This is a genomic window from Panacagrimonas sp. (genome assembly GCF_965216805.1).
In the GTDB taxonomy this organism is placed as follows: Bacteria; Pseudomonadota; Gammaproteobacteria; order Nevskiales; family Nevskiaceae; genus Panacagrimonas.
The window spans coordinates 1053391-1066718 of the sequence record NZ_CBDCGN010000002.1 but is presented as its reverse complement, the minus strand read 5'-3'; the positions used below and the strand labels follow the sequence as shown (position 1 = coordinate 1066718).

Below are 13328 nucleotides of genomic sequence, written 5' to 3'. Positions count from 1 at the left end.
CGCGGTACCGGATTCCGCGCATTTCAGCCGCCGCCGAGCTGGCGCTCGATCTCATCGATGCGGGTCTGCGCCCGCAGCGCGCCGAGCGAATCGCCCTGTGCCTGACGCGCGGCGCTGATGGTTTTCCAGTTCTCCAGCTCCACGTAGACGTTACCGCGTGCCAGGCTGTTGGATTTGCTGGCCACCGATACCGCCTGATCGTATTGCTGCTGATCCAGGTACACCCCCGCCAGCGCGGCCCACACGAAGTAGTTGCGGGGCTCGATGCGCTGCGCGCGTTCGAGCTGCGAAGCGGCAAGGTCCAGCTGTCCCTGGGCACGCGCATCAGCGGCCTGACGCATCAACGCCACCACCGCCTGGCCGCTGATCTCGCCGGCGGTGCGCGGGAAGCGGGGGGGGGCGGGTTGCACCGGCTCGATGGGGACCGGCAATACCGGCGGCAAGCTCGGTGCTGGCACAGTGCTTGGCTCGCCCGGGGGGATCACCGCGCGCGGCGGTGTGGTGGGATACGGCACATTGCGCTCGCGCTGGCCGGTGGACGACGCGCAGCCGCCCAGCAGCAGCGCCGTCAGCAGCATCCAGGCCAGTGACATCATCGTCTTCATTCGAAAATCTCCCGCAGCCAATCCAGTGGCGTGCGCTCCGCAGCATGGGCGCAAGGGGCGTAATCGGTCGGCGCATGCCCGCGCAGATACGGTAGCAGCACCACGCTCAGGCAACCCTCGTCGGCCTTGAGTCCGGTGAAACGGTCGGTGAGCTGTTCTTGAATGTCCGGCGGCGGCAGCATGTCCAGACCGCGTACCTTGAGGTCCTTCATCACCCGCGTCCATAGCACCAGCGCGCCGGAGGATCCGGTGAAGCCCATGGATTTGTAATCGTCGCGCCCCATCCACACCACTGAGACGCGATCGGCGCCGAAGCCGGCGAACCAGGAGTCGCGCAGATCGTCGGTGGTGCCGGTCTTGCCCGCCAGCGCGGTGCCCGGCGGCACCGCCGACAATGCACCGCGCCCGGTGCCCAGTTCGATGACCTTGGTCATGCCCCAGTTGATCAGATAGGCCGGACCTTCCGGCAAGGCCTGGCGCACTTTGATCGGATAGCGGTTGAGCGGCTCGCCTTCCTTGGTGGTGACGCTGCGAATGGCCGACAGCTCGCTCTGATAACCGGCCGCAGCCAGGGTGCCGTACATCTGCGCCACTTCCAGCGGCGAGGCATCCACCGCGCCGAGGAACACACTGGGGAGCGGCTGAGCATCGCCCTTGTAGCCGGTGGCGCGCAGGGTTTCGAGCACGCGCTCCACGCCGACCTCCAGGCCGGCCCGCACCGTGGGTAGGTTGTACGAATGCGCCAGCGCCAGGTACAGCGGCTGCGGTCCATGCAGTTTCTTGTCGTAATTCTTGGGCGCCCAAGTCTGCCGGTTGGGCAGCTTCATCTCGATCGGCTCGTCCTCGATCAGGGTGTGCAGATTGAAGCGGTCCGGATTCTGCAGGGCGCTGAGAAACACGAAGGGTTTGACCAGCGAGCCGATCGAGCGGCGCGAATCCAGCGCGCGGTTGAACCCCGCATACCGGAAGTCGCGACCGCCCACCATCGCCAGAACTTCGCCGCCGTCGACACTGGTGATGACGCCGGCGGTCTGCAGGGTCTGTTCCGGCAGCTTGCGATCCTTCTCCAGCTTGGCGATCCCTTCGGCGAGGTTGCGTTCCAGGACTTCCTGCGCGCGCGGCTCCAGGGTGGTGAAGATGCGCAGGCCCTCATTGGTGAGATCGCTGTCCTGGTATTGGCCCTTGAGCTGGCGTTTGACCAGGTCGACGAAGGCGGGGTAGCGGGCGACGCTGCCGCCGGTGCCGCCGGTCACGGCGATCGGCTCGGCCAGCGCCGCGACGTAGGTGTCCTCGTCGATCAGTCCAGCTTCCAGAAACACTCTGAGCACCAGGTCGCGCCGTGCCAGCGCACGCTCGGGATTGCGTCGCGGGTTGTATTGCGAGCTGCCCTTGACCACGCCCACCAGCAGCGCGATCTCGTGCACCTGCAGTTCGTCGACCGGCTTGTTGAAGTAGAAGCGGCTGCCCAGGCCGAATCCGTGTACCGCGCGGTTGCCTTCCTGGCCCAGATGGATCTCGTTGATGTAGGCCTCGAGAATCTCGTCCTTCGCATAGTGCGCCTCCAGCAGCAGCGCCATCAGCGCTTCCTTTGCCTTGCGCGCCCAATCGCGCTCGCTGGTGAGAAAAAAGTTCTTCACCAGCTGCTGGGTGATGGTGGAAGCGCCCTGCACCACGCGGCCCGCCTTCACGTTGGCCAGGGCGGCGCGCAGGATGCCGCGGATGCTGATGCCGAAGTGCTCGTAAAACCCGCGATCCTCCACCGCGATCAGGCCGTCGCGCAGCAAGGGCGGCACTTCCTCCAGGCGCAGCAGCACGCGGTCCTCGCCTTGCTGCTGCGGGTAGATGCTGCCGATCAGCATCGGGTCCAGGCGCACGATGTCGCGCGGCGCGCCGGCCTCGAGGTCGTCGATCTGCGCGATGCCGGCGCCATCAAAGCGCACGCCCAGACGCAGCTCCGGTTGCGCACCGTCCCAGAACTGGAACTCGCGGATTGCCACCTCGATACGATCGCTGCCGGCGACGAAGGTGCCGGGCCCGGTCAGCGCCGGACTCGGCCGGTAGCCAATTCGCTCGAGTTCGTGACGCAGGTCGGCGGCGTTCAGGTTGCGCCCGGGGTAGAGATCCAGCGCCGCGGCGTACACCTGCGACGGCAAGGCCCAGCGGCTGCCGGCAAAGCGGGTGCGGATCTCCTGATCGAGCTGAACCAGGTACCCGGACAGCAGCATGCCGCCCACGCTGATGGCCACGATCAGGGTGGCCAGCAGCACATAGACAACCTGCCGCAACGAGATACGTTTGGAAGAGCGCGCCATTTAAGCGCGCGATGATACCGGCTGTTCCGCCCCGGCGTGCTGACCGAACTGCCCGAAGACCGCGCCGGGTAGGCGAAACGCCGCCACCGTCCGGGTCACTCGCCGTGGACCTCGCGCTCTTTTTCCTCCAGCGAGGTATGGCGCACGTCTTTGCCCTTGACGAAATAGATGACGTACTCGGCGATGTTCTTGGCGTGATCGCCGATACGCTCGAGCGAGCGCACGCACCAGATCAGGTCCATGACCCGGCGGATGGTGCGCGGTTCTTCCATCATGTAGGTGATGCACTGGCGCATCAGCGCCTCGTATTCGCGATCGATGCTGACATCGTCGCGCACCACCGCCAGGGCCGATTCGGCATCCATGCGCGCAAAGGCGTCGAGCGCGTCGCGCACCATCTGCGACACCTGGCGCGACAGGTGCTGGGTTTCCATCATGTGCTCGCGCAGGCGCTCCTGGCTGGCGAGCTCGCGTGCCATCAGCGCCACTTTGTGCGCCTCGTCGCCAATGCGCTCAAGGTCGGTGATGGTCTTGATCACGGCATACACCAGGCGCAGGTCGCTGGCGGTGGGTTGGCGGCGCGCCAGGATGCGCGAGCATTCTTCGTCGATCAGCATTTCCATCTGATCGACCTTGTCGTCGTTGAGGGTCACCTCGTCGGCCAGATCGACGTCCAGCTCCATCAAAGCGCGGGTGGCATCCACCAGCTGCTGTTCCACCATGCCGCCCATGGCGAGCACGCGCTGGCGCACGTCCTCCAGCTCGGCGTTGAACTGGCTGGAGATATGGGATTTGTAGGCGGGGGTCATGGAAGGGTCAGGCATTCTTGGGTCAGGCGTTAGGGCCAGGGCGGTGCGGGCTTACGCAAGTGCCTTGACTTGGCACTTGCGTGCGCCGTCCTGGCGGGCGGCAGCCCCGGTTAGGCGTTGGCGTTGGCGTTGGCGTTGGCGTTGGCGTTGGCGTTGGCGTTGGCGTTGGCGAAAAGTGTGGGGCTTGGATAACGCCTAAAGCGAGCAGGCAGCGCGTCCCGCTTCATCAGCCGTACCTGCCGGTAATGTAGTCTTCGGTCTGCTTCTTCGCCGGCTTGGTGAACAGCTGGTCGGTATTGCCGAACTCGACCAGGTCGCCGATATACATGAACGCGGTGTAGTCCGAAACCCGCGCCGCCTGCTGCATGTTGTGGGTGACGATGACGATCGTGTAGCGGGTCTTGAGGTCGTTGATCAGTTCTTCGACCTTGAGCGTCGAGATCGGGTCTAGCGCCGAGCAAGGTTCGTCGAGCAGGATGACCTCCGGCTGAATCGCGATCGAACGCGCGATCACCAGGCGCTGCTGCTGGCCGCCGGACAGTCCCAGCGCCGAGTCCTCCAGACGGTCCTTGACCTCGTCCCACAGCGCCGCACCACGCAGGGCCCATTCCACCGTCTCGTCCAGTTCGCGCTTGCGCACGCTGCCGGCCAGACGCAGACCGTAGGCGACGTTCTCGTAGATCGTCTTGGGAAACGGATTGGGCTTCTGGAACACCATGCCGACCTTGCGGCGCAGCATGGCCACGTCGACGTCGCGATCGAAGATGTTCTTGCCGCGCAGCCGGATCTCGCCTTCGGTGCGACAGTCGTCGATCAGGTCGTTCATGCGGTTGAAGCAACGCAGCAGGGTGGACTTGCCGCAGCCGGACGGACCGATGAAGGCGGTGACTTTCTTCTCGGGAATGCGCAGGCTGACATTGCGCAGCGCCTGCTTGTCGCCGTAGTGAAGGTTCAGACCTTCGACTTCGAGCGATATGGGCAACTGCGCGAGGTCGGGGCCCTGGCGCTCGCGCTTGATCGACTCGATATCGATGCCGTGCGTAAGCGAGGTCGTGGACTGGACGCCGGTCATGGGAATGCGATCCATGGAGTGGGGAGTAGGAAGGTCCGACCTCAATGGTCAAGGGCCTTGTAGCGTTCGCGCAAGCGGTTGCGGATGCCGATGGCAAATACGTTGAGCAGCACGATCACCACCACCAGCAGGAACGACGTGGCGTACACCAGCGGTCGCGCCGCTTCCACGTTGGGCGACTGGAAGCCGACGTCGTAGATGTGGAAGCCCAGGTGCATAAACTTGCGATCCAGGTGCAGGAACGGGAAGTTGCCGTCCAACGGCAGCGAGGGGGCCAGCTTGACCACGCCCACCAGCATCAGCGGCGCCACCTCGCCAGCGGCACGGGCGATGGCCAGAATCAGGCCGGTCATCATGGCCGGGGAGGCCATCGGCATCACCACCCGCCACAGGGTCTCGGCCTTGGTGGCACCGAGGGCCAGCGAAGCCTCGCGCAAGGATCGCGGAATGCGCGCCAGGCCTTCTTCGGTGGCCACGATCACCACCGGCAGGGTGAGCAGGGCCAAGGTCAGCGACGCCCACAGGATGCCGGGCGTACCGAACACCGGCGCCGGCGAGGCTTCGGGATAGAACAGGCGATCCAGATTGCCGCCCAGGAAATAGACGAAGAAGCCCAGGCCGAACATGCCGTAGACGATGGACGGCACGCCGGCCAGATTGTTGACCGCGATGCGGATCGTGCGCGTCACCGCCCCCTGCTTGGCATATTCGCGCAGGTACAACGCCGCCAGGATGCCGAAGGGGGTGACGAAGACCGACATCAGCAACACCATCATCACGGTACCGAAGATGGCCGGAAAAATGCCGCCCTCGGTGTTGGCTTCGCGCGGCTCTTCGGAAACGAACTCCCATAACTTGCCGGTCCAGTGCCACAGCTTCTGCGGCAGGTTCATCCGGTTGGGCCGGTAGCCGTCGACCAGCTTGTCCAGCGGCACCGTTACGTCTTCGCCGGTGACCGTGCGCACCACAATCCGATCGCGCGCCAGATCGGCGTACAGCGCACTGCGCCGCTCGGCGAGTTCGGCGTACTCGGTGTCCAGCACGGCGCGGCGTCGGTCCAGGTCCTCGAAGGCTGCGGGTTGCTCGGCGCGCAGGACGCCCGCCAGTTCGCGACGGCGCTCTTCCAGGCGCAGTTGTTCCAGGCTGTAATTGATGCGCCCGATCTCGCCTTTCTCGATATGCGCGATGCGCTCGCGCAGCCCGTTGGCGCGTCGCTGCGCGTGCCGGTAGGCGTCCCAGGCGGCGTCGCCGCTCACCGACAGGCCGTCGCGCGTAGCCGATTGCAGAAAGCCGTGCAGATTGCCCCACTCCAGGCGCTCCCACACGGCGGCATCGACCGGTTCGCTGCGCTCTACCAGCCAATCGGACACCACGTAGCGAAAATCCACCCCCAGCAGGTCGCGGTTTCCGATCTTGAGCAGGATGCGCTCGTACAGATCGCGCGCTTCGTCCACCGGCAGGCCGGCGCTCTTGAGACGCGCAGCGCTCACTTCTTCCCGAGAACGCAGCTCGGCCAGCACGCGCTGGGCCTCGCTGCCTGGTTCGCGATAAGTCGCCTGCACCAGATCGGCTGGCCAGAAGTGCGCCATGCCCTTGACCATGGTGAGCACCAGCAAGGCCACCGTGATGATGATGCTGACGGCGATGGCGCCCGCCGTGGTCCATACGTAGGGCTGGCCGGAGCGCACGAAGGCACCGACGCTGGCGGTGTCGCGCACGCTCAGATCGGAAGCGGCGGTGGTGGAGTCGGTGGTCATGGGGGACGTCCGATCAGATCGCGGAGTACTTCTGGCGCAGCCGCTGGCGCACCACTTCGGCCAGCGTGTTGAAGAAGAACGTGAAGACGAACAGGACCAGTCCGGCCATGAACAGGAGGCGGAAATGGGTGCTGCCGACTTCCGATTCGGGCATTTCCACGGCGATGTTGGCAGAGAACGTGCGCAGGCCCTGGAACAGGCTGGGGTCCATCACCGCGGTGTTGCCGGTGGCCATCAGCACCACCATGGTTTCGCCCACCGCGCGCCCCATGCCGATCATCACCGCCGAAAAAATGCCCGGGCTCGCAGTGGGCAGCACCACGCCGATCAGGGTTTGCCAGGGCGTGGCACCCAGTGCCAGCGAACCCAGGCTCAGATGCCTGGGCACGCTGAAGATGGCGTCCTCCGCGATCGAGTAGATCACCGGGATCACCGCCACGCCCATCGCGATCCCGACGATCAAGGCATTGCGCTGGTCGTAGCCAATGCCCAGCTCGCGGTCCATCCACGACTGCAGGTTGCCGGCAAAGAACCAGATTTCCAGCGGCTTGGACAGCGTAAAGCACAGCCAGGTCATGCCCAGGATCACCGGCACCAGCAACGCAGCCTCCCAGCCCGGCGGCACGCGCAGACGCAGTCCGCGCGGCGCGCGCAGCCACAGGTAACCGAACAGGGGCACCGACAACGGCAGCAGAAACAAGGTGAGGAACACGCCCAGCAGCTCGCTTTCCACGAACGGGGCCAGCCACAGGCCGGCCAGAAAGCCGAGAATCACCGTGGGCAGGGCCTGCAGCAGCTCAACTGTGGGCTTGACCACCTGGCGCATCTGGGTGGACATGAAGTTGGCGGTGTAGATCGCACCCAGAATCGCCAGCGGCACCGCGAACAGCATGGCGTAAAAGGCCGCCTTGAGGGTGCCGAAGGCCAGCGGCGTGAGACTGAACTTGGGCTCGAAGTCGGAGCTGGCCGAGGACGACTGCCAGAGGAAGCGCGGCTCGTCGTAACTCTCGTACCAGACGCGGCCCCACAGCGCGCCCAGCGACACTTCCGGATGCTCGTTGTGCACGTCGTAGCCAACCGCCTGGCCGTCCTCGCCCACTGCCATCAGGTAGTTCGCGCGCGGGTTGAATGCCAGCAACGACACCGGCCCCTGCAGCATCTGTTCGCTTGCCACGCGGCCGCCGGAGGTGGCGTAGAACAGCGTGACCCGGCCCTGCGCATCGCCGACGGCAAAGGTGCGACGGCGAATCTCCGGGCCGATGGCGGTGGCCTGGGCATCGCCCTTGAGCTGGAAGTCGCGCACGCGCGCCAGATAAGAATCGCCGTTGTCGCGACGTGCGGGAAACCACTGCGAGACCTTGCCGTCTTGCTGCGCGAGTACGATGGAAATGCCACCGGCCAGGTAGCTGGCCGCCGTCACCGGCGACCCGACCTCGACCACCTCGCCGATCAGCTCGGGAGTCCGATCGCCGTCGAGGCGATAGAAAGCGACGCGGCCGCGTTCGCCGTCGATGGCGTACAGCCAGCCCTGCAAGGGTTCCATCAGCAGCAGGCTGGCTTCGACCGCGGGGCTGAACAGCGCCAGCGGCCCTTCGGTGATCTCGACATCGCCAAGGAACGACTCGGTCTTCTCGATGCGCTTGAGCGCGATCTGGCCGTCGTCTCCCAGCGCCGCCATCAGCAAGGTGCCGCGTTCATCGCGCACCGCCAGCGCGCGCGCCGCGGTCAGTCCAAGCGAGATCGGCACCTCGCCGTTGGGGTATTCGAGCTGCGGGGTGATCAGCCGCTGGTCGTCCGGGTAGGTGACCCGATAGCGGTGGCGGAACAGCAGCACGCCGCCATCACTGAGGCCGGCAGCCAGCAGGCCCTGGTCGGCGTTGACGTCGGCGATGCGTACGATCCGGGCCTCGCCGATCGGCAGGCGCTGCTGCTGCAGCGGACGCCCGTCGTGCAGATCGAAGAAGTTCACCGCGCCGTCGCCACCGACGCGCATGCCGACCTCGGCCTGCTCCTCGGCCGCGACGAACACCGTCGGCGATTCGGCAGCACCGGGGATCGCGAAGTGCTGGCGGCGCTCGAGATCGGCCGCGCCGAACAGCGGCGCCACCTCGGCCAGCAGATAGAAGAAGATCAGCATCAGCGCCAGGATCACGCTGAGGCCGCCGGTCCACACCACGCCGCGCGCCAACCGGTCCTTGAGATAGCGGCGACGGATGCCGGGCGCCTGTCCAGCCACAATGGATTCGGACGAGGCCGGCACGGTCGCTGCGGTCGGTTCGCTCATGTCTTAAGACTGGATCGGCACGATTGGGGTGGCGGGGTCGGCGCGGGATACTCGGCGGAATCGGGGTGCAGGCTCAAGCGCCATGAGCCCGGATCGCAGGCCGTGAGGACCTTTGCGCGCCGGGATGCGCGTGGCTTCAGAAGGCAAATTGCAGACGCGTGGCGATCAGGTCTCCGGAGCGCTCCGGACTGCCCTGGAGATGATCGTCGCCACGGATGTACTCGAACATCATGCGCACACTGGGATTGACGAACCAGTTGAGGCCGACGATGAACTGCGACACCTCGCGATCCGCGTCCAAGCCGTCGGTTTCGATGGCGTCGTAACGCAGCTTGGCCTCCCAGGCCCCGATCGGCCGCTTGGGCTTGACCGACTTGAACACGCCCTTGTCGATGTCGTACGGCTTGATTTCCCCGGTGATGAGATAAGTGGCCTGCACATAGTAAGTATCGACGTCGAGGTCCCCGCCCGAATCCTGGGCAAAACGCGCGCTCGCGTACTCGCCCTGCGCATAGAACGGCCCCACCCGACCCGCCAGTTCGAGCCCGAACGTGGTCTGGTCCTGGCTGCTGGCGACTGCGCTCAGACTCGCCCCGGGTCCACTGCGTCCGGCGTAGCGAGCACTGGACGGCGCAACCGTCAGACCATTGGCGGGATTGTCGATGCTGCTTGTGACACCTAGATGAAACACCCCCTGCGGCCCCAGCACGGGCGCCCAGTACACCCGCGCGGTCGCGCCCACGCCGTCGGTCTCGTCGTCGCTGTCGGCGCCGCTGCGCAGGTTGTAGCCCGACACGCCCCAGCCCCAGTTGGCTGCTGCGTTGTTCAGGAACAGTCCGGTCGTGTACTGGCGGTTGCCGTACAGGGAGTTGGAGCTCGAAAACGGTCGCTCGATGAAGTGCAGTTCGTTGGAGCTGGTCAGTTCTTCCATACCGCGGAACGGTTTGGCCTGGCCCACGCGCAGGTTGGCGCCGAACACGTCGGTGGCGATCCACACTTCCCGAAACCCGCTGCCCTGGCCGTCGTCCTGACCGGCGAAATCGTTCTCCAGCATATAGCGCCAGCCGTAGGCCTTGCCGGTCAGGGTCAGCCGTGTGCGGCGAAAGTAGATGTCGGTGGTCTGGTCGCCGATGCCGTCGACTTCATCGTCATCGGTGATGAAGATGTTGCTGTCCAGATGAATGCGACCGCCGAATCGGGCTTCGAAACGGCCATCCTCGGAGCGGATGGTGACGCCGCCACGCGTTTCCGATCGATCGGCACGGGCAGGGCTCAGGGCGGCGCCCATTCCGATCAGGAGGGCACCGATCTTGCAGTACGTGTTCAATGGAGAGTGCCTACGAAGAAAGATTGGAACGGGAAGCGCGGGCCTGCGACCCATGCCGCTCGCAGCGGCACGGGTCGGCTGCGCGGGATCAGTCAATGCCAAGCTGAGTGCGGAAACGCGCGGCGATCTTTTCCGGCAGGGCGGTGTAACCGTCCTTCTGCACAACTTCCTGGCCGGACCTGGAGAGCACCATCTTGAAGAACTCGCGTTCCATCGGCGACAGCGGCTTGTTGGGCGCCTTGTTCACATACACCCACAGCAGTCGCGATAGCGGATAGGACCCGTTGACCGCATTTTCATCGGTGGGCTCGACGAAGGCTTCGCCGTCCTTACTGGACAGCGGCACCGCGCGCACACCGGAGGTCCGGTAACCCAGGCCGGAATAGCCGATGGCGTTCAGCCCGGTGGACGTCGACTGCACCACGGATGCCGACCCCGGCTGCTCGTTGACGTTGGGCTTGAAGTCGCCCTTGCACAGGGCCACTTCCTTGAAGTACCCGTAAGTCCCCGACACCGAGTTGCGGCCGTAGAGCTGGATCGGCTTGGACACCCAGTCGCCGGCCAGGCCCAGATCGCCCCAGCGGGTCGCGTCCTTGGCGGCGCCGCACTTGCGCGTGGCGGAGAACACCGCGTCCACCTGCGTGATCGACAGGCCCTCGATGGGGTTGTCCTTGTTTACGTAGACGGCCAGGGCATCGATAGCCACGCCAACGCCGGTGGGCTTGTAGCCGTACTTCTGCTCGAAGGCCTGGATTTCCTGGTCTTTCATGGCGCGCGACATCGGGCCGAAGTTGGCGGTGCCTTCGGTCAGCGCCGGCGGCGCGGTACTGGAACCCGCCCCCTGAATCTGGATGTTGACGTTGGGATAGAACTTCTTGAACTGCTCAGCCCACAAGGTCATGAGATTGTTCAGTGTGTCCGAACCGACACTGCTGAAATTGCCGGACACGCCGGATGCCGTCTGGTATTCCGGCAGCGCCGGATCCACCGAGGCGGACAGCGGGGCGGTCAGGCTGGCGGCGGCGACGCCCAGGGCGAGGGCGAGTTTGGAGAGCTTCATTGGATTCCTCTGGCTTTCGTATGGTGGTTGACGCAACAGGCATGTTGGTCACCCACTTCTAAAAGCCTATGAAGCTTTTGTTACATACAGATGACAGTCGTCATCTTTAACGCATCGGTGCTGTGCCGATGCGACTCAGCTATTAATTATTATTCAATATATTCAATAATTTAAATAATAATTCTGGCGTTTCGCTCAGATGACACCGCTGATCGATTTGTGACAACCCGGCGACCGACGGCAGCTGATCGGCGCCGGTCGGGGTGGCGCCACACCCGCATGCCGCTACTGCCAGCGCGCCGTCGCCCTCAACGCGCGGCCAGCAGCATCCATAAACGTGCGAAATCAGCGGCACCGTCATCGCCCTTGACCGTGCGCAGCTGCTTGATCGCAGCAGCCTTGTCGCCGGCAAGGTAGTGCGCGTATCCGAGATGCAGCTTGGCCTGCTCCGGGTACTTGAGCTGACCTTTCTGCAGGCCCTGTTCCATCATCGGCAGGCCTTTGGCCGCGTCACCGTAGGTCACGTAGGCCAGACCGGTCTTCACCAGCGGATCGCCAGTGGCCGCCTTGGCGGCGTCGGCATCGGTCTCCGCAATCGTCTTGCGATCCTCGGCGTAACGTTTCTCGACCAGCGCCTTCAAGCGGTTCTGACGCTCGGTATCCGCAGCGTCGCCAGCACCGAGGATCTTCTTGCGAAAGCCCTCGTCCAGGATCTCCATGGCTTCGCCTGGCAGACCGGCCTGAATCGACAGCTGCACGGCCTCCATGTACTCCTTGGGCTCGTCCAGATTGCCGGTGGCGCGCATCAGACGGTACATGTCCAAGTCCAGATTGCGCGAAAAGCCAGGGCGCCCCGCGGTACGGATGATCACGTCCGACCAATATTCCGGGGTCGGGTAATGGCGCACCAGCTTCTCCAGCGCGCGGGTATAACCGTCAGCGTCCTTGGCCTTCTGGTAGCTCGCCGCCATGATCTTGATCAGCGTTTCGTCCGGCTTGGCGCCGGCCTTCTCCGAGGCGGTCACCGCCACCGCCGAAGCTTGCGCGGCCTTGCCGAAGTCTCCCGCCAGGTAAAACGCCTGCGGCAGCAAACCGAGTACCTGCGGCTTGGTGCCGCCATCGGCGCGATAGCGCTCGATCCACTGAACTGCGCGCGGATAATCCTTGGCGCGGAAGTAGGTGCCGACAATAGCTTCGGAAATGTTCAGCGCTTCATCCTTGGGCAGGCGCTTGGCATCAAGCACCTGTTCGAAGGCGGCAGCGGCCTTGACCGCGTTGCCCGCACCGGAATACGCCGCACCGCGCATCTGGGCGATGACGAAGGCCTCGTAGTCGGTGAGCTTGCCCACCGCTTCGGCCTGGTCGATGGCCGGCAGAGCCTGTTTGAACTGCTTGGCCTGGATGAGCTTCTGGGCCTCCTGCAGAGGCTTGCCGACTTCCGGGCGCAGGCTGTCGCGCTGGGCCAGGGCCGGGGTGGCGGCGCTCAGGCTCAGGCCGAGCAGAGCGGCGGTCAGCAGATGTTTTAAGTTCATGCGGGATTCCAATTCACTCAGGTTGGTGCAGGTCCGGCGTCAGGTATCAACTGGTTCCGACCAGTCCGATGTTGGTGATGCCCAGTTTTTGCGCCGTAGCCATGACGCCGGCAACGTGCTTGTAGGCCACCAGCCGATTGGGCCGGATGTGAAATTCGGGCTGTTGGGGCAGCAACCCGGCACTACGAAAGCGCTGCTGCAGGTCGGCACGGTCAGCGACGATGACGCCATCCCAGTAGATCGTGCCGTCGAAGTCGACTTCCAGATTCACTACCGGAGGCGGTTCGGGCGGCGGGGCGCTTTGCTGGTCTACCGGCAGATCCAGCTTGACCGCGTGGGTCTGCACCGGGATGGTGATGATGAGCATGATCAGCAGCACCAGCATCACGTCGATCAGCGGCGTGGTGTTGATGTCCATCATCACTTCGTCGTCTTTGTCGCTACTGCTGAGGTTCATGCCCATGGGGTTCTCCTGATATTGGCTGAGACCGCGCCAAACGTTGCGCCTTCGTCCCGGCCTCACGGCCGGGCGTTCGCGACCGCAGGCGATGCCAAGTCAAGGCATCGCCT

Annotated in this window: 10 protein-coding genes; all 10 read right to left on the bottom strand. The window is 64.8% G+C overall.

Going from position 1 to position 13328, the window contains the following annotated elements:
* Nucleotides 1–23: 23 nt before the first annotated feature.
* On the bottom strand, nt 24–605 hold the full coding sequence (locus ACOOHP_RS05055) for a tetratricopeptide repeat protein (RefSeq protein WP_420465369.1): 582 nt from the start codon (nt 603–605) through the stop codon (nt 24–26).
* Nucleotides 602–2917: a penicillin-binding protein 1B gene (mrcB, locus tag ACOOHP_RS05050; RefSeq protein WP_420465368.1), complete on the bottom strand. Its 2316-nt coding sequence runs from the start codon at nt 2915–2917 to the stop codon at nt 602–604. Before mrcB ends, ACOOHP_RS05055 begins: the two co-directional genes overlap by 4 nt.
* Nucleotides 2918–3012: 95 nt before the next feature.
* Nucleotides 3013–3726 (bottom strand): phosphate signaling complex protein PhoU, encoded by a 714-nt coding sequence (gene phoU / locus ACOOHP_RS05045; RefSeq protein WP_420465367.1) that lies wholly within the window; start codon nt 3724–3726, stop codon nt 3013–3015.
* Nucleotides 3727–3952: 226 nt separating this feature from the next.
* Nucleotides 3953–4798 (bottom strand): phosphate ABC transporter ATP-binding protein PstB, encoded by an 846-nt coding sequence (pstB, locus tag ACOOHP_RS05040; RefSeq protein ID WP_420466946.1) that lies wholly within the window; start codon nt 4796–4798, stop codon nt 3953–3955.
* 41 nt (nt 4799–4839) lie between these two features.
* Entirely contained in the window at nt 4840–6555 is a 1716-nt protein-coding gene (gene pstA, locus ACOOHP_RS05035) for a phosphate ABC transporter permease PstA (RefSeq protein WP_420465366.1), read from the bottom strand.
* Nucleotides 6556–6568: 13 nt separating this feature from the next.
* Nucleotides 6569–8839, bottom strand: coding sequence for an ABC transporter permease subunit (locus ACOOHP_RS05030; RefSeq protein WP_420465365.1), 2271 nt, complete (start codon nt 8837–8839; stop codon nt 6569–6571).
* A gap of 136 nt (nt 8840–8975) precedes the next feature.
* Entirely contained in the window at nt 8976–10166 is a 1191-nt protein-coding gene (locus ACOOHP_RS05025) for an OprO/OprP family phosphate-selective porin (RefSeq protein ID WP_420465364.1), read from the bottom strand.
* An 88-nt stretch (nt 10167–10254) separates the two neighbouring features.
* Entirely contained in the window at nt 10255–11226 is a 972-nt protein-coding gene (locus tag ACOOHP_RS05020) for a PstS family phosphate ABC transporter substrate-binding protein (protein ID WP_420465363.1), read from the bottom strand.
* A 308-nt stretch (nt 11227–11534) separates the two neighbouring features.
* Entirely contained in the window at nt 11535–12758 is a 1224-nt protein-coding gene (locus tag ACOOHP_RS05015; RefSeq protein ID WP_420465362.1) for a hypothetical protein, read from the bottom strand.
* 46 nt (nt 12759–12804) lie between these two features.
* Nucleotides 12805–13221 carry an ExbD/TolR family protein gene (locus ACOOHP_RS05010; protein ID WP_420465361.1) on the bottom strand — a complete coding sequence of 139 codons (417 nt, stop codon included), beginning with the start codon at nt 13219–13221 and terminating at the stop codon, nt 12805–12807.
* Nucleotides 13222–13328 lie beyond the last annotated feature (107 nt).

Excerpts from the sequence above, each read along its gene's own strand:
- ACOOHP_RS05055 (WP_420465369.1), bottom strand. The coding sequence starts at position 605 with ATGAAGACGATGATGTCACTGGCCTGGATGCTGCTGACGGCGCTGCTG.
- phoU (WP_420465367.1), bottom strand. The coding sequence starts at position 3,726 with ATGACCCCCGCCTACAAATCCCATATCTCCAGCCAGTTCAACGCCGAG.
- ACOOHP_RS05010 (WP_420465361.1), bottom strand. The coding sequence starts at position 13,221 with ATGGGCATGAACCTCAGCAGTAGCGACAAAGACGACGAAGTGATGATG.
- ACOOHP_RS05015 (WP_420465362.1), bottom strand. The coding sequence starts at position 12,758 with ATGAACTTAAAACATCTGCTGACCGCCGCTCTGCTCGGCCTGAGCCTG.
- ACOOHP_RS05020 (WP_420465363.1), bottom strand. The coding sequence starts at position 11,226 with ATGAAGCTCTCCAAACTCGCCCTCGCCCTGGGCGTCGCCGCCGCCAGC.
- pstA (WP_420465366.1), bottom strand. The coding sequence starts at position 6,555 with ATGACCACCGACTCCACCACCGCCGCTTCCGATCTGAGCGTGCGCGAC.
- mrcB (WP_420465368.1), bottom strand. The coding sequence starts at position 2,917 with ATGGCGCGCTCTTCCAAACGTATCTCGTTGCGGCAGGTTGTCTATGTG.
- pstB (WP_420466946.1), bottom strand. The coding sequence starts at position 4,798 with ATGACCGGCGTCCAGTCCACGACCTCGCTTACGCACGGCATCGATATC.
- ACOOHP_RS05030 (WP_420465365.1), bottom strand. The coding sequence starts at position 8,839 with ATGAGCGAACCGACCGCAGCGACCGTGCCGGCCTCGTCCGAATCCATT.